The 15,559-nt window shown below is 70.8% G+C and carries 10 protein-coding genes and 1 tRNA gene; 2 read left to right on the forward strand and 9 right to left on the reverse strand.

Annotation, left to right across the window (positions count from 1 at the left end; all coding sequences use genetic code 11):
• Nucleotides 1-147: 147 nt before the first annotated feature.
• Entirely contained in the window at nt 148-1,551 is a 1,404-nt protein-coding gene (locus JG540_RS07735) for a PAS domain-containing protein (protein WP_200275115.1), read from the forward strand.
• Here the strand turns inward: JG540_RS07735 and thrB are convergent.
• The 4 genes from thrB to argS all read right to left on the reverse strand — a co-directional run bounded on the left by thrB (nt 1,539) and on the right by argS (nt 8,871).
• Nucleotides 1,539-2,444 (reverse strand): homoserine kinase, encoded by a 906-nt coding sequence (gene thrB / locus JG540_RS07740; protein WP_200275117.1) that lies wholly within the window; start codon nt 2,442-2,444, stop codon nt 1,539-1,541. The genes JG540_RS07735 and thrB overlap by 13 nt on opposite strands.
• Nucleotides 2,445-2,447: 3 nt before the next feature.
• Nucleotides 2,448-3,752 (reverse strand): homoserine dehydrogenase, encoded by a 1,305-nt coding sequence (locus tag JG540_RS07745; protein WP_200278266.1) that lies wholly within the window; start codon nt 3,750-3,752, stop codon nt 2,448-2,450.
• Between the two features lie 707 nt (nt 3,753-4,459).
• Nucleotides 4,460-6,001 (reverse strand): diaminopimelate decarboxylase, encoded by a 1,542-nt coding sequence (gene lysA, locus JG540_RS07750; RefSeq protein ID WP_200275119.1) that lies wholly within the window; start codon nt 5,999-6,001, stop codon nt 4,460-4,462.
• Between the two features lie 1,193 nt (nt 6,002-7,194).
• Nucleotides 7,195-8,871 carry an arginine--tRNA ligase gene (argS, locus tag JG540_RS07755; RefSeq protein ID WP_200275120.1) on the reverse strand — a complete coding sequence of 559 codons (1,677 nt, stop codon included), beginning with the start codon at nt 8,869-8,871 and terminating at the stop codon, nt 7,195-7,197.
• Nucleotides 8,872-9,096: 225 nt separating this feature from the next.
• Between argS and JG540_RS07760 the strand changes: the two genes are divergently transcribed.
• Nucleotides 9,097-9,172: transfer RNA gene (locus tag JG540_RS07760), tRNA-Arg, on the forward strand.
• Nucleotides 9,173-9,318: 146 nt separating this feature from the next.
• Here the strand turns inward: JG540_RS07760 and JG540_RS07765 are convergent.
• The 5 genes from JG540_RS07765 to JG540_RS07785 form a co-directional block, all read right to left on the reverse strand.
• Nucleotides 9,319-10,107 carry a glycerophosphodiester phosphodiesterase gene (locus JG540_RS07765; protein ID WP_200275122.1) on the reverse strand — a complete coding sequence of 263 codons (789 nt, stop codon included), beginning with the start codon at nt 10,105-10,107 and terminating at the stop codon, nt 9,319-9,321.
• Between the two features lie 18 nt (nt 10,108-10,125).
• Nucleotides 10,126-12,204 carry a M23 family metallopeptidase gene (locus JG540_RS07770; RefSeq protein WP_200275124.1) on the reverse strand — a complete coding sequence of 693 codons (2,079 nt, stop codon included), beginning with the start codon at nt 12,202-12,204 and terminating at the stop codon, nt 10,126-10,128.
• 167 nt (nt 12,205-12,371) lie between these two features.
• Complete coding sequence (locus JG540_RS07775) at nt 12,372-13,433, reverse strand: hemolysin family protein (protein ID WP_200275126.1); 1,062 nt, start codon at nt 13,431-13,433, stop codon at nt 12,372-12,374.
• Nucleotides 13,430-14,758 carry a hemolysin family protein gene (locus tag JG540_RS07780; RefSeq protein ID WP_200275128.1) on the reverse strand — a complete coding sequence of 443 codons (1,329 nt, stop codon included), beginning with the start codon at nt 14,756-14,758 and terminating at the stop codon, nt 13,430-13,432. Before JG540_RS07780 ends, JG540_RS07775 begins: the two co-directional genes overlap by 4 nt.
• Nucleotides 14,758-15,195: a hypothetical protein gene (locus JG540_RS07785; RefSeq protein ID WP_200275129.1), complete on the reverse strand. Its 438-nt coding sequence runs from the start codon at nt 15,193-15,195 to the stop codon at nt 14,758-14,760. Before JG540_RS07785 ends, JG540_RS07780 begins: the two co-directional genes overlap by 1 nt.
• Between the last annotated feature and the right edge of the window lie 364 nt (nt 15,196-15,559).

Here is a 15,559-nt window from a genome sequence, read left to right on the forward strand (position 1 = left end):
ACTTGGTACGGCACCCATAATAGTTGAGTACTCAACTACTTCAAGGGAGACCCTGGACACAGCTGGGTAACGAATCTGCCACCACCCTCGCCCGCGGCGTCCTGTACCCTCCCCGGTAGGAAACCGATCATGAGGAGATAACGGGCTATGCCTAGCACCCCCACAGGTGAGCTCCACGAGGTCGGAGTTGACGAGCTGTTCTTCTCCACCACCGACGACAAAGGCGTGATCCAGAGGGCCAACGACGTCTTCGTGCGGCTCTCACACTTTGACGCCAGCAGCCTCAGTGACGCCCCGCACAACCTGGTGCGGCACCCAGCCATGCCGGCTGCAGCCTTCCGAGTCATGTGGGACACCCTCAAGGCGGGCCAGCCCTTTGCCGCCTACGTGCGCAACCTGGCCGCCACCGGCTCAGAGTACAGGGTCTTCGCCACCATCACCCCGCTGCGCGCAGGCGGCTACCTATCCGTACGCTCCCGCCCCATGCGCCCTGACCTGGAGCAGACCGCCTACTCCCTGTACGAGCAGGTCCTGGACCTAGAGCACGCCACTGCAGCCAACGGCGCCAGCCGCCGTCAGGTCGCCGAGCAAGGTGCCACCAGGCTGGTAGGGCTCCTGTCAGAGTCAGGGCTGGAGTCCTACGAGTCCTTCCAGAACCTGGCCCTGCCCGCAGAGGTAGCCAGCCGGGAGGAGGCCAGCAGCGGGCTGCCACAACGGCCCGACGCCACCGGCCCCCTGGCCCAGGCGCTCAGCGCCGTGCACGCACTGAGCGCCGGACTGGACTCCTGGATGAGCCGGCTGGAGGAGCTCTCCGACCTGGACCAGTCCCTGCGCCGGGCCTCCAAGCGGCTAGGCCGTGCGGTAGGCACCGGCACCATCAACGAGCAGACCGTCAGCACCCTGGACCGCTCCGACGCCCAGGTGGCGACCCTGGCGCAGCTGCTGGACCTGTGGCTGCAGATGCAGGCACTCGTCACCCCTCAGGTGGCCCGCCTGCAGCAGACCCTGGCCCAGATGGAGACCAATGTGGGACGCACCCGGTTCCGCATCGCCCTGGCCCGCCTGCACGCATCCATGACCGCGACCTTCCTGGCCGAGCTGATCGACGCCGCCCAGGGCCCGCAGGAGCAGGCAGGCGGTACCAGCCAGGACACCATCTTGACCCAGGGCGCCGTCAACGACCTGGGCCAGGCCCTGCAGGAAGGGGTGGAGGACCTGGCCGCCCAGGCCGCCAGCTACCGTGACCTGGCCCAGCGGACCAGTGAGGCCGTCAGCCAGGTGGAGCGGCTGCTGACCGTGCCCCACCAGCTCCTGGAGCTGTGGACCAGCAGCCCGCGGGCCAGCGACCCGACGCTGGCCGACAGCGCCCGCTCCCTGACCCGGGCCGCCAGCACGGCGCTGTCCGACTCCGAGCGCATCCTCTCCGACCTGGCCGGGCTGGCCCACCAGTGCGCCGCCACCAGCGGCTCCGGAAGCACCGGCACCGAGCTGCTCGAGCTGGTCACCCAGGTTGGCGACGCCGTCGCCGCCACGGCCCCTCAGGACAGGTAGGCGCCCTCCAGGTCGATGGCGGGCTCCAGCACGCTCCAGCCGTGGCGCTCCAGGGCCAGGCGCGTGCCCTGCTCCAGACGGGCCAGCACCAGCACCGTCGGTCCGGCCCCGGAGATCACCGCCGGATATCCCTGGTCGCGCAAGGAGTCCATGACAGCCATGGAGTCCGGCAGCACCCGGCGTCGGTACTGCTGGTGCAGGCGGTCCTCGGTCCCGGCCATCAGCAGGTCGGGGCGGCCCGCCAGGGCCAGCATCAGCACGGCCGCCCGGGCGGTGTTGAACAGGGCGTCGGCACGCGGCACCGCCGAGGGCAGGACCTTACGGGCCTCCTCCGTGGACAGGCGCGTGGACTCCGGAGGCACCAGGAGGCTCACGGGCAGGGAGGCGTCCACAGGCATGGGGGCGGCGTGCGGGGTGCCGTCCATGTCGGTCCAGGCCACGGTGGCCCCACCGAAGACCGCGGGGGCGACGTTGTCCGGGTGCCCCTCAAACTCGGTGGCCAGGCGGAACACGAGCTCGTCGCCGAGCGCCTCCGGCTCGGAGATCAGCCCCCGGGCGAGCATCAGCCCAGCCACCGCGGCGGAGGCCGAGGACCCCATTCCCCCACCGTGCGGGATGCGGTTGAAGCAGCTCATCTCGAAGCCCGCCTGGGGGGCGCCCACCGCGTCCAGGCCCGCGCGCAGGGCCCGGACCACCAGGTTGGAGTCGTCCGTGGGAACCTGCCCCTCCCCCACGCCCACCACCTTGACGTGGGTGGACCCTACCACCGGGCGCACCGTGACCTCGTCGTAGAACCGGAAGGCCATGCCGAAGGAGTCAAAACCCGGCCCCATGTTGGCGGTGGTGGCGGGTACACGCACCGCGGCCCGCTCCTGTGACAGCCTGACCGACATGGTTCACAGCCCCTCGACGCGACGGACGGACACCACTGACTCCACCCGCTCCTCCTGCTCCAGGTCGCGGACGGCAGCGTCCAGGGCCCGAACGGGGGCCACGTGGGTGACGATGGTGACCACGGCGTCCTGACCACCCACGTAGCTGGACTGGCGCACCGAGTCGATAGACACCTGGTTGCTCGCGAAGACCTGGGCCACCGCTGCCAGCGCGCCGGGAGCGTCCACCACGCGCAGCTGCACCTGGTAGCGGGTCAGGGCGTCCTGCAGGCCGAGCACCGGCAGGGCCGCGTAGGAGGACTCCCGAGGCGCCTGTCCGCCGTTGACACGGTGGGCGGCGGCGGCCACGACGTCGGAAAGGACCGCGGAGGCGGTGGGGGCGCCCCCCGCGCCCTGCCCGTAGAACATAAGGCGGCCCGCGGCCTCGGCCTCCACCAGCACGGCGTTGAAGGCCCCGCGCACGGAGGCCAGCGGGTGGTCCTTGGGCACCAGGGCCGGGTGGACGCGCACGGAGACGCCCTGGGCCAGCTCGTCGTCACGGCGCTGGGCGATGGCCAGGAGCTTGATCTCGCAGCCGGAGGCGTGGGCCTCGCGGATGTCGTCAGCGGTGACGTCGGTGATTCCCTCCACCGCTACGTCGTCCAGCCCCACCCTGGTGTGGAAGGCCAGGGAGGCGATGATGGCGCACTTGGCAGCGGCGTCCAGGCCCTCGACGTCGGCGGTGGGGTCAGCCTCCGCGTAGCCCAGCTGCTGGGCGGTGGCCAGGGCGGCGTCAAAGGACAGGCCCTTGGTACTCATCTCGTCCAGGATGAAGTTGGTGGTGCCGTTGACGACGCCCAGCACGCTGGTCACCCGGTCCCCGGCCATGGACTCGCGCAGGGCGTAGACCACGGGGATCGCCCCGGCCACGGCGGCCTCGTAGTAGAAGTCCACCTGGGCCTGGGCGGCGGCGGCGTAGAGCTCGGGGCCGTGGGCGGCGATCAGGGCCTTGTTGCCGGTTATGACTGAGGCCCCGGCGCGGAAGGCCGCCAGTATCAGGGTGCGGGCCGGCTCGATGCCGCCGATCAGCTCAATAACCAGGTCGTTGCCGGTGGCGACGGCGGTGGAGTCGGTGGTCAGCAGCTCGCGGGGGACGGCGGGGTCACGCGGGGCCTCCAGGTCGCGCACGGCGACCCCGGTGACGTGTAGGCGGGCGCCGGAGCGGGCGGCGAAGTCCTCGGCCCGCTCCAGCAGCAGGCGCACCACCTGGCTGCCGACGGTGCCCGCGCCGAGCACACCGACCTTGAGCACCGGGCGGTCCACCAGCAGGGGGGCGGGGGCTGGGACGGGGGCAGCCGGGATAGGGGCTGGGACGGGGGCGGCCGGGATGGGGGCGGTAGGGGTGACGCCGGTTGCAGCCGTGGTGCCGGGGGCGGGGTCAGGGTCAGGGGCGCTGGAGGCGGGCGTGGCGCCGTCAGCAGCTGCAGCGCCGGTTGCAGCCGTGGCACCTGAACCAGCAACGAGGTCAGGGACGGCAGGGGTGCCGGGGGCAGCGGAGCCGGTGCGGGACTCAGAGGTCATGTAGCCACCTTGCGTCGTGGGGGCCGCCCGGGTCGGGCGGGGTCACAGGAGCCAGCATAGGTGCCCTCCCCGGGCAGTGCGGACAGCGTCCACTCACCTGGGCCTGGCCCTGAGCACCAGGCACCCGCCCTGGGGCGGTGCGGTCAGCGTCCACGTGCCCGGAGGGGCGTTTAGCCGGCACTGGGGCCGCGGCCCCTTGCGGGCGGCTGGGGCAGGGCTTCCGCCTCGGCGCGCAGGAGCGCCGCACGCTCGTGGTCACCGCGTGCCTCCACTTGTGCATTTCGGCGCGAGTGGTGCGGTATTTCGGCACCACTCGCGCCGAAATGCACCAGTCGTGGTGGGGTGGGCACGCCCCGCCGTCGCCAGCCACCCACCGGCCAGGCGGCCGACGTCGCCCGGCAGGCAGGCCTCACCACCCCACCACCGTCAGGCAGGCACAGACCGGGGCTCCGCCGTCAGTCACCCTCCAGGCGCAGCAGGTCCTCCAAGGTCTCCGGGCGCAGCACCCAGCCCTGCTGGCCGTCAGCCACCCAGGCCACCCCCGGACGAGTAAACAGGTTGTAGTTATTAGCCATCGAGCGCCCATAGGCACCTACCGCGGGTACCGCCAGCACGTCCCCCACCGCCAGGTCCACAGGCAGGTCCACGTCCCGCACCACCACGTCCCCGCTCTCACAGTGCTTCCCCACCACGCGGGCGCGCACCAGCCCCACAGCCGGGTCAGGCCGGCGGTTGGCCAGCAGGGCCGTGTACTCGGCGTCGTACAGGGCGGGCCGCAGGTTGTCGCTCATGCCGCCGTCCACGCTCACGTAGACCCGACTGGCCCCCTCCCCCAGCTGGACCGTCTTCAGCCCCGTGACGGTGTAGAGCATCACGGTGGTGGGGCCCACCACGCTGCGGCCCGGCTCCACCGAGACATGGGGGACGCCGTCGCCCAGCTCAGCGCAGGTGGAGCGGACCACCTCCGCCAGCGCGCGGGCCACCTCCGCGGCACTGGGGGCCACCGGGTCGGCGCCCGTGTAGGCGATGCCGGGGCCGCCCCCCAGGTCCACCTCCGGGCACAGCCAGCCGGTGGCCGCGGCCAGCTCGTGACGCAGCCGCAGCACGACCTGGGCCGCCTGCCGGAAGCCGTCCAGGGCCAGGATCTGGGAGCCGATGTGGGAGTGCAGGCCGTGCAGCTCCAGCTCGGGGGCCGCGATGATCCGCTCGCAGACCTCCCGCGCCTCCCCGGAGGCCACCGACACCCCGAACTTCTGGTCCTCGTGGCCGGTGGAGATGTGCTCGTGGCCGCCCGCGTGCACGCCGGTGGTCAGGCGCACCATGACCTTGCCCTGCTCCTGGGGGCCGTAGACCCCAGCCTGCCGCAGGGAGCGGACCGCGCAGGCGGCCAGATCGACCTCGGCGGCGGAGTCCAGCACCAGGTGCCCCACGCGGTGCTGCAGGGCCACCCGCAGCTCAGCCTCCGTCTTGCCGTTGCCGTGCAGGCCCAGGCGGGTGGCCTGGGTGGGGGCGTCCTGCAGGGCAGGCGGCACGCCGTCGACCTCTTGCAAGGCGCCCTGAGCGGCGGCGGTCTTCTGCGCCGAGACCGGCACGCCGTCGACATCCTGCAGGGCGGCCAGACCCACTGCCAGCTCGCAACGGCTGGCCGTGTCGATACCCATGCCCTCCTCCAGGACCGTGCGCGCCACCCGGGTGGTGAGGAAGGCCTTGCCCGCATAGAAGGCGCTGCCCCCACCCATCCCGTACCGGGGCCAGAACTCCTCCTCCATGGCGGCGGCCCAGGCGGCGGCGCGGCCACGCAGGTCGGCCTCGTCCAGCACGAAGACCGGGGTGGGGGCCTGCTCCAGCACCTGGGTGAGCGTGCGTCCACCCAGGGTCAGGGCGCCGTCCGGTCCACGGCGGACCGTGGTGGGCCACAGGTCCGGGCGCTCCGTGGGCTCGGGGGCAACCAGGCTGCCCAGGGGCGCTTCTCCGGCGGCGACGGCGGGGTTGGTCATATCTGCTCCTGCGCTTGGTCCTGGTCCGGGGGTCTGGTCCTTTCTACAAGCGCGCCGTGCAAGGGGACAAGCCTTGCCCGGAAGCTGGGAGCCACCGCCTCTCTCGCGAGACCGGGACATCGGTACCGCGAGACCGGGACATATGGCTCACGAGTTCGGTAAGGGCGGCCTTACTTGCGGACAGCGCGGCCCGGTTCCTGGCCGTCGAGGCCATAACGAGCCCGGGCACGGTCAGCCCCACGTCAGACGAGATGGTCCACGCCTTGCAATAGCCAGAGAAGCGACTGGCAACCTGAACCTGCTCTGGTAGCTACTGCCTGCGGTATGCGCCGTGAGACACCATCCCGGCCTGGCCTTGTAGACCGAGCGCCTTAGACCAGCGTCCGTGCAACGCGAGGGGTTGACGTGGGCCTAAACATGGGGCGTGCCAAAGACTACAAGTCTGTACCACGCACTAGGGACTGACGGCGCCCGTTAGAGCGCGGCCCTGCAGGCCCCAGCGACCATAACAACGTGCGCGAGTGCCGACGTCGTCGCAGTTGCACACAGAAAGCACCACACAAAGCAGGCTACGAAGATTTGCCCTTGCAATCACGCTCATCGTGCCTCGCCCTGCTTCTGCCTGGACAGTTCCCGCACCCGCCTAAATGTGCAACGGCAACATCGACGCACATCTAGCGACGCCTCCCCTGCTGCACCCCAGTCGGAAACGTTGAAATTTCAGTACTTTATGCACAGCCCAGTAGCCTCACGTGTGCAACGCACGGCCTCTGCAGCACCAACGACGTCGCCCCTTGCACGCCCCGGGGATTCCCCAAGAATGCCCCAGAAAACAGCAGCCAGATCCGCACCCCGGGCGGCACCAAGCCGGGAGAGGATAATTTGTTCCCGCGCACCCCCGCGAATTACTTGCGTACAAAACCGTGAACGCCCCCAACCCCAGCCAGACCAATCAGGAATCCACCGTCATTCCCACCGCCACTCGGCCAGCAGCGGTCCACCAGCCTCAAACCCGCCCGGCACAAGCCATTAACGGCCAGTTACACAAGCAGCTACCTAACAAACAGGGCAACAGCACAAGCCCTCACCCCGCAGGCAAGGTAACCCTTACCGGTCTCGTGAGCCATATGTCCCGGTCTCGCGGTACATATGTCCCGGTCTCGCGAGAGGGACGCTATGCCCCCCGCCGGGGCTCACATGCGCTCGGGGGCGCTGACCCCCAGCAGTCCCAGACCGTTGGCCAGCACCTGGCTGACTGCGTCGTTGAGCCACAGGCGGGCCACGTGACCGGCGTCCACGGCGTCGTCCCCCCGCGGGGTGACGCGGGTGGCTGCGTACCAGGTGTGGTAGGCGGCAGCCAGCTCCTCCAGGTAGCGAGCCACCCGGTGCTGCTCGCGCATCTCCGCCGCCTGCGCCACGATCGCGGGGAAGCGGGCCAGCACCCCCAGCAGCTGCGAGTCTGCAGGAGCGTCCAGGGCCGCCGGGTCGAAGCCCGCCTCCCGGCTGACCCCGTGCGCGGCGGCGTTGCGCGCCACGTTGCGGGTGCGGGCGTGGGCGTACTGCACGTAGTAGACAGGGTTCTCGTTGCTGGCGGAGGCCAGCACGTCCAGGTCGATGTCGATCATGGAGTCCATGGACACGCGCGCCAGGGCGTACCGGGCCGCGTCCACCCCGACGGCGGAGACCAGGTCCTCCAGGGTCACGATGGTCCCGGCCCGCTTGGACATGCGCACCGGCTCACCGTTCTTGACCAGGTTGACCAGCTGACCGATCAGGATCTGCATGTTCTTGCCCGGCTCGTCACCGAAGGCCGCGCACATGGCCATCATGCGCCCGATGTAACCGTGGTGGTCCGCACCCAGCAGGTAGATGGCGCAGTCGGCGCCGCGGGAGCGCTTGTCCAGGTAGTAGGCCACGTCGGCGGCAAAGTAGGCGGCCTGGCCGTCGGACTTGATCAGGACGCGGTCCTTGTCGTCCCCGAACTCGGTGGTGCGCAGCCAGGTGGCCCCGTCCCTGTCCTCGATCATGCCGCGCTCACGCAGCTTGCCTATGGCCTTGGTGACGGCGCCGGACTCGTGCAGGGAGTCCTCGTGGAAGAACACGTCAAAGTCGGAGCTGAAGGCGTGCAGCTCGGCCTTGATGGAGGCGAACATGAGCTCGACCCCGCGCGCCCGGAAGACCTCAGCGGCCTCAGCATCAGGCAGGGTGGCAGGCTCGGGGCGGCCGGCAGCGCGCTCGTCGGCGGTTACCTTGGCAGCGATCTCGGCGATGTAGGCGCCGCCGTAGCCGTCCTCGGGCGTCTCCTGCCCGCGGGCGGCGGCCAGCAGGGAGCGGGCAAAACGGTCGATCTGCGTGCCGTGGTCGTTGAAGTAGTACTCGCGGGTGACCCGGGCCCCGCAGGCGCTGAGGATACGGGCCAGGGAGTCGCCGACGGCGGCCCAGCGGGCCCCGCCCAGGTGCACAGGTCCGGTGGGGTTGGCGGAGACGTACTCCAGGTTCACGTGCTGCCCGGCCAGGGAGCTGTTGCGCCCGTAGGCATCCCCGGCCTGCAGGATGGTGCGGGCGAGCTCCCCGGCGGCCCCGGCGTCGAGGCGGATGTTGAGGAACCCGGGCCCGGCGACCTCCACGGAGGCCACGCCGTCGACCTGCGCCAGGCGGTCCACCAGGGTCTCAGCCAGGGCGCGTGGGCTGGTGCCTGCCTTCTTGGCCAGCTGCATGGCGACGTTGGTGGCCCAGTCCCCGTGCTCCCGGGAGCGCGGGCGCTCGACCTTGGGCAGGGGCACCTCCTCGGCGGGGAGGCTCAGGGAGCCGTCCTGCACGGCGGCGGCCAGGACGGTGCGGATCGCTTCAGCAAGCTCTTCTGGGGTCACGGCGGGAGTTTATCTGAGGGACTGCGTCAGGCGTCCCGACGGCGGCCCCATGTGTCCAATATGGCGCGGGGCTGGGCGCGTGAGGGTGGCCAGTGGGGACGACGACGGCGCAGGCGGGCTGGTCAACCGGCCCGTAGGCGCAGCACCGTGTTCATCATCACGGTTTTGTACTGGGGCAGTTGAGTTGCGCTCCAGAGCGCAGACGCTGGTAGGGTGCTGCCTCGGGCCCCGGTAGCTCAGTGGATAGAGCGTCTGCCTCCGGAGCAGAAGGTCGCAGGTTCGAATCCTGTCCGGGGCACCAGCGCATAGGGTCGGAATCCTCTGGTTCCGGCCCTTTTGCGTGCTCGGGCGTGCGCTCCGAACGGCCAGGCCCCGAACCTCGGACACGTTTGACAGACGGACGCGCCTTCGCCGTCAGGACGCGCCTCCAGCACCTGCGGCAGGCCCTCAGACCGCCGCCAGCTGCCTCATGCGCGCCAGCGCCAATGACGGTACGTCGGTTATGAGCGCGTCCACGTTCATCCGGGCCAGGCGCTCCATCTCGGCGGGGTCGTCCACCGTCCAGACGTGGACCTCCAGGCCCAGCTGGTGCGCGGTGGACACGAAACGGCTGGTAACCACCGGGACCCCCAGGTGCACGGTAGGCACCTGCACGCAGTCCACCCTGGACCGGTCCTGGGTCCAGCTCCAGCGGGTACGGGGCAGCGGCAGCCCGGACTCGGCCCGCAGCAGCAGGCCCGCCACGTCGCTGACCCCAACCGAGGTCGTGGCCCGCGGCTCCTGGCGCCGCAGCACCGCCAGGCGCCGGGCCGAGAAGGAGGCAAAGCGCACCCGTTCCAGGGCCTCCGTGGCCCGCACCACCTGGAGGGCCGGCTGCACCACCTCGGGGACCTTCAGGTCCATGTTCAGGTGCAGCTGCGGGAAGGCGTACAGCACGTCGTCGAGACGCACAGGCGGGCGGCCGTCCCCCGCGTCCTGCTGGGACAGCTCTTTCCAGGTCTGCTGCCCTATAGGCCGCGCCTGGTCACTGACCCGCTGAAGGCTCGGGTCGTGCCACAGGACCACGACGCCGTCGCTGGTCACGTGCAGGTCGGTCTCCAGCCACTGCAGCCCCAGCCCTACCGTGTGCTCCACAGCGGTCCAGGTGTTCTCAGGAGCCTCCTTGCCGCCACCACGGTGGGCGACGACCTCGGGTACCTTCCGCTCCCGCCCTTGCGGGCGTCCACGTCGCAGCATCTCCTGGGCTCCTGGGTGTCACTTGCAGTCGGAGGACAACTCTACGGCACCCCGGTCCCGCAGCCACTGACCGGGCTCGATGGCAGAGCCGTCCTCCCAGTCGTCGGCGGTGCGGATCTCAAAGTGCAGGTGGGCGCCGGTGGACTGCCCGGAGGAGCCCACACCAGCGATCAGGTCACCGGCCTTGACCTCCTGCCCCTCGGACACGTAGATCCCGTCCTGGTACATGTGCAGGTAGCGGGAGTACCAGACCTTGCCGTCGACGTTGTGCTGGATCGTGATGGTTCCCATGCCCGCGACCATGCGCGCGGTGGTGACCTTGCCGTCAGCCACCGAGTAGATGGGGGTACCCACGGAGGCCGCCCAGTCCTGCCCGGCGTGCAGGCGCATGTAACCCAGGGTCGGGTGGACGCGGTAGCCGAAGGGCGAGGAGACCACGTAGCTGCCAGCAATCATGGGCATGTACACGTCCGGCGGCTGCACGAAGGCGGCCGCCTCCCCGGAGGCGCCCATCTTGACGGCACAGCTCTGTGAGGAGTTGGCGTAGGCCTCCTTGATCCGCGCCAGGGTGGCGGCGTCAGGGACGTTGTTCAGGGCCGCGTTGGAGGAGGTGTCCACGTCGGCGTCGGAGCCCAGGATCGGGGCCGCCAGGGACGAGCCGGTGGCCTGCTGGGAGGCCTGGGCGGAGAAGGCATGTCCGGTACGGGGCGCGGCAAAGCTGGTGATGTCAGGGACCCGGCCCGTCAAGGGGATGACGATGGTGAGGACCCCCAGCACAGCCAGCACCGAGGCCCGCCCCAAGGTGCCGATCCCGGTGGGGCGGGGCTTGCCTGCACCAGCCAGTCCCCCCCGGGCCCAGGCACCGCCAGCCCCCAGGCGGGGCCGATAGCTGCGGGGCAGCGAGTCGGCGTCCTCCCCGTCGACCTGGCCGGGGCCGTCCGGCTCCGGGGCGGCACCGGCTTCAGCCGCCACGGCGGCATCCGGCTCCGACGTCGCCCAGGTGGGACGGGGGCCGACCTTGGCGGCGGCAGCACGGGCCGCGGGCCCGGCGGTCAGCTCGTGGGAGTGGATGACGGTGGTGGTGGCGTCCTGGTCCTCGGCTGCCGCGGGGATGTGGGTGACGAAGCGGGAAGCGGTCTGCGCGGAGACGGTGTTCGGCTTGCGCACCAGACGGCGGGCCACGGACTGGGCCCGACCACGTCGCCTCCCCGCGGGTTGGCCGGCCTCCTGCGCCGCCAACCGGGGATCAGCCTGCGCCTCTACAGCCGAGGCAGCAGCCTGTGCCCCTCCGACCGGGGTGGCCGACGGACCGGGGACGGTAACAGTCGTCTGGCTGCTACCGAAAGCCGGTTGTGAGTCGGATCCCGTCCGGGCCTTGGAGCGGCTCCGCCTGGATACAGAGCCAGCCTGGGCGGAGCCGGTCCGGGCTGAGGCTCCGGCCTCTCCCCGGGCGCTGCCAGCCTGGGCCACGCTGCTGTGGTTCTCCTGGGCAGTCCCGGTGCCGCGACCACCAGGACGTGTTCCTTTGCCCGCACCGGCACCGCCCACACTCGTTCCACCTGCTCCGGCGCCACCTGTGTCGGGACCGTCAGCGGTGGTGTCGCCGACAATGCGACCGTCAGCTGAGCCACTGCTGGCACCAGCAGGACCGCCCGGGCGCGAGTTGGCACCACTCCGGTCGGCCCTGGCGGGCTTGCGCCTCCCAGCCGGGCTCGTGGCGTTGGGCGGGACCACAAAGCGACCCACCCCACCGTTCTCAGCCTCCGCCCGGGCAGCAGCCTCCTGCGCCGCGGCTGCGGCGGCCTCCTGCTCAAGCTCCTTGGCGGCGGCGGCAGCGCCTGCCCGGGCGATGGCGGCAGTGCTGCGGTTGGCGGTGGTGGCGTCCGCCGTCGTGTCCTCAGAGGTGGCGTCCAGGGTAGCGTCATCGGCACGCTCAAGACCGGGTGCTACGAGGTCCCCCTGCCGTGAGCGCATCTCGGAGCGGCGTCGTGCGGCTGCGGCCAGCGCCTCTGCCTCCGCCTCCTGGCGGAGCGCAGCCTGGGCGGCGGCTCTCTCAGCTTCACGGCGCTGGCGCCGGGTCATGGGCTTGTCTGACACGCTGCGGACTCTCCCAGGTCAAGGGTCACAGTAACGGCAGGGCCCGGTGGGGCCCAATGGGCTTTGACATTAGTTAGTGAGACAGGGGCGTACCAGGACCTCGGTCACATTGACCACAGTCACGCCCAGGTTTCACAACTGTCACACAATAGGCTCTCAGTCTTTTCCTAGACAAGGTCTCGGCGCTGGTGCTCCTCACGCTGCATCGCGTCATGGACCTCCCCAACCAGCTCCTCAATGATGTCCTCCAGGAACACCACCCCCAGCAGCCTACCTGCCTGGTCCTCTACCCGCCCGAGATGGGCACCGCTGCGCTGCATGGCCAGCAGGACCTCCTCCACCTCGTCGTCGGGGCGTACACACACCATCTGCCGGAGCAGCCCGCCAGGGACCGGGGCGTGGCGCTGTTCGGCGTCGGCGTAAAGCACGTCCTTGAGGTGCAGGTAGCCCACCACCTCCCCGTCAGCCTTTACCGTGGGGAAGCGAGAGAATCCAGTAGTGGCCACCGCGTGCTCGACGTCGGCAGGCGTGGTATCCACCGGGAGGGAAACCAGGTCCTTTACCGGCACCATCACGCTGCCAGCGGCCTCCTCCGAGAACTCCAGGGCGGTGCTCAGCAGGCCGGTCTCGTCCTCCAGCACGCCTTCGGCGGTGGAGCGCTCCACGATCGCGGCCACCTCCGCGGCATTGAAGGCTGCCGGGATCTCGTCACGCGGCTCCACGCCGCACAGGCGCAGCACCCCGTTGGCCAGGCCGTTCATCCCACTGACCACCGGCCCCAGCAGGCGCGCCAGAGCCACCAGGGGCGGGGCCAGCCAGCGCACGGCGGTCTCCGGGGAGGTGATGGAGATGTTCTTGGGGACCATCTCCCCGGCCACCACGTGCACAAAGACCACCAGCACCAGGGCCACCACCACCGCGACCCCGTGGGACGCAGCCGCCTCCAGACCCACGACGGCCAGGGCGGGCTGCAGCAGGTGGGCGATGGCAGGCTCAGCCACCATGCCCAGCCCGGTGGAGCACACGGTCACGCCCAGCTGGGCGGTGGCGAGCATCGCGGAGACGTGCCGCAAGGCCCACAAGGCGGTCTGGGCACGCTTGTCCCCAGCCTCGGCCAGGGGCTCCAGCTGGGCGCGGCGGGCGGAGGTGACGGCGAACTCCGCCCCCACGAAGAAGGCGTTGCCCAGCAGCAGCACCAGGGCGGTCAGGAGGGCCAGCGGGGTGCTCACCGGGCCTCCTCCTGCGGGTCAGGCAGGGCGGACAGGCGCAGGCGGATGACGCGCCGCCCGTCCATGGCCTCCACGCGCAGCCGCACCTGGGCCACGTCCACCTGGTCACCCACCTGGGGGATGCGCCCCAGCTCGTTCATGACCAGCCCGGCCAGGGTCTCGTAGGGGCCGTCGTCGGGGACGTGCAGCTGGGCACGGCTGGCGATCTCGTCCGGACGGGTCCAGCCCGGGACCAGCCAGTCGCCGTCAGCCCCAGGCTGGGCGGCGGCCCGGCGGCGGTCGTGCTCGTCAGACACCTCCCCCACGATCTCCTCCACAGCGTCCTCCAGGGTCACCACCCCGGCGGTGCCCCCGTACTCGTCGACGACGACCGCCATCTGGCTGCCGGTCACGCGCAGCTCGAGCAGGAGGCTGGCCAGGGGCATGGTCTCGGGCACGCGCGGGGCCGGGGTCATCAGCGACGAGGAGGCCACGGGCACCTCACTGCGGCGCTCGTAGGGCACGGCCACGGCCCGGCGCAGGTGGACGATGCCCAGGACGTCGTCGCTCCCCTCCCCTACCACGGGGAAGCGTGAGTGGCCGGTGGTGCGGGCGGCCTCCACCACGTCGGCGGCGGTGGCGTCCTCGTCCAGGGTGTGCAGGCGGCCCCGGTCGGTCATGACGTCCACGGCGGTCAGCTCGCCGACGCCGATGGAGCGGGTCAGCAGGGCGGCGGTGGACAGGTCCAGGGTGCCTTCCTCGGCGCTGTGGCGCACCAGGGAGGCCAGCTCAGAGGCGGAACGGGTGCCGGAGAGCTCCTCGGTGGGGGTGATGCCGATACGCCGCAGGAACAGGTTGGCGGTGCCGTTGAGCAGCCGGATCACCGGGCTGAGCAGGGTGGTGAAGGCGGTCAGGAAGGGGGCCACCACCCCGGCGGCACGCATGGGGTTGGCCAGTGTGGCGTTCTTGGGGATCAGCTCGCCCAGCACCATGGAGAAGGCGTTTACCAGCACCAGGGCGGTCACGACGGCGGCCCCGGCGGCCACGGAGCCGGCCAGCCAGCGGGACATGAGGCCGGTCAGGACGTTGGCCAGGGCGGTCTGCATGGTGTAGCCCAGCAGGATGGTGGTCAGGGTGATGCCCACCTGGGCGCCGGACAGCAGGGTGGACAGGCGGCTGAGGGCCCGGCGAACGGTGGCGGCGCGCCGCTCCCCCTCGGCGGCGCGGGTCTCCACGGTGGCGGGGTCCAGTGCCACCAGGGAGAACTCTCCGGCCACGAACAGGGCGGTGCCTGCAGTCAGCAGCACCCCCAGGCCGATCATCAGCCAGTCGTTGAGGCTGCCCATCAACGCTGGCCTCCGAGGTTGGCGGGTGGGCTGGCGTGCCGAGGGGTGGGCGTGGTGGGCGCGGTGGGCGCGCTGGCACGGTGGGAGCGCGGGGATGGGGACGCGCTGGCGCACCGAGAGCCAGGAGCGGCGTCGCGCAGGCCCAGGGGGGCTAGGTTGGAGCCGACGGCCGCAGAACGTAGGGCTACGGCGTCGCGCAGGCCCAGGGGGGCGAGGTTGGAGCCGACGTCCGCAGAACGTAGGGCTACGGCGTCGCGCAGGCCCAGGGGGGCTAGGTTGGAGCCGACGGCCGCAGAACGTAGGGCTACGGCGTCGCGCAGAACCAGGGGGGCGACGGCCGGTACGGGCGGCTGTAGGGGCGCGGCTGGGTGGGGACTGTCGCTCTCCTGCAGGGAGGCGGCGGGGCGACGGCGGTTCCGGCGGGCATGTCGACGCATAGTGCCCGCACCGTACCACCGCGAGACCGGGACATATGGCTCGCGAGACCGGGACATATGGCTCACGAGTTCGGTAAGGATGACCTTAGTTGTGGATAACTCCAGCGGTCTCGGGGGCTGGCGGCTTCTCGACGACGGCGGGGCTTGCGGGGCTTGCTGCAGGTGAGACAGGCAGCCCCACCCCTGGTTGCACACATAGCGGAGAGCACCCCAGCGGACGGAGCAGGGTTTTCCGCTGCCATGACAGGCAATATCCTGGTACACGCTCCGACCTGTCGGCTTCGCTCACCTGGGCTAGTTGTGCAACGACTACCTCGCTGCACAACTAACGCCGTCCTACTCGTCATCAGACAGCCAGAAACGT

The organism is Actinomyces weissii (assembly GCF_016598775.1).
GTDB classification, from domain to species: Bacteria; Actinomycetota; Actinomycetes; order Actinomycetales; family Actinomycetaceae; genus Actinomyces; species Actinomyces weissii.